1 protein-coding gene is annotated in these 1,284 nt (G+C 38.4%); it reads left to right on the plus strand.

Annotation, left to right across the window (positions count from 1 at the left end; translation table 11 throughout):
- On the plus strand, positions 1-1,284 hold a 1,284-nt coding region (locus OCV67_RS13290; RefSeq protein WP_147644403.1), incomplete at both ends, for a VirD4-like conjugal transfer protein, CD1115 family.

Below are 1,284 nucleotides of genomic sequence, written 5' to 3' on the forward strand. Positions count from 1 at the left end.
GCTGAACAGTTCATATGTTATAACCGATCCGAAAGGAACGATTTTACCCGATGTAGGCACATTACTTTATAAAAAGGGAAAGTACGTTATAAAAATACTGAATCTCAAAGATTTCAGCAAATCTTTGCATTATAATCCCCTTGCGTACGTAAAAACGGAATTGGATATTCTGAAATTTTCCAATATGCTCATCGAAGCAACAAAAGCTCCGGACGAAAAACAGGACTTCTGGGTAAAGGCAGAACGACTGCTTTATCAGGCGGTTTTAGGACTTATAATCTTTGAAGCTCCTCCGGAAGAGCGTACCATGAATACCCTTGTAGAGATCATTGACGCTTCCAAAACACATGAGGACGAAGGATATATGAATGCAGTTGATATGCTGTTTGAGGATCTGGCAGAAAGGAATCCAAATCATTTTGCAGTAAGACAGTACAGGAAGTATAAGCTTGCAGCCGGAAAATCTGCTAAATCAGTATTGCTGTCATGCGGCGTGCGTCTCTCTCCGTTTGATATTCAGGATATAAGAGACCTTATGACATATGATGAAATGGAACTGGACAAAATAGGCGACCGCAAAACTGCGCTTTTCGCTATTACTTCCGATACCGACACTTCCCTTAACTTTATTGCATCGTTTATGTATATGCAGATGTTCAATTTACTATGCGATAAGGCTGATAACAGAAGAAAAGGAAAGCTTAAAGTTCCTGTAAGATGTATATTCGATGAGTTCAAGAATCTCGGTAAGATACCGATGTTTGAAAATCTGATCACAACTATCCGTTCAAGAAATATTTCAGCCTGCCCTATCGTACAGACAAAATCTCAGCTGAAAGCAATATACAAAGACGACGCTGAAACTATTGCAGGAGGCTGTGACAGTATGTTGTTTCTCGGAGGTCAGGAAAAATCGACTCTTAAAGATGTGGCAGAGCTTCTCGGTTCTCAGACAATCGATATTTTAAATTCATCACGTTCCTATGGTAGAAATCGAAGCGATACGTCGAATTATCAGAAAACAGGACGAAAACTTCTGGACGAATCTGAAATATTCAGAATGCCCGGTGAAAAGTGTATCTTAACAATACGAGGAGCAAATCCGTGGTATTCCGATAAATACGATATTACCACGCACCCGAACTACAAATATCTTGCGGATTACAATGACCGTAATTATTTTGATATTAAGAAATATATTGCACATTACAGATCAAACGCCGATTTTAAAATCGGAAAAAAAGATAAAATTACAGAAATTAAAACAGTTGAAAATTCGCCATT

Source organism: Porcipelethomonas ammoniilytica, assembly GCF_025567485.1.
Classification (GTDB): domain Bacteria; phylum Bacillota; class Clostridia; order Oscillospirales; family Ruminococcaceae; genus Porcipelethomonas; species Porcipelethomonas ammoniilytica.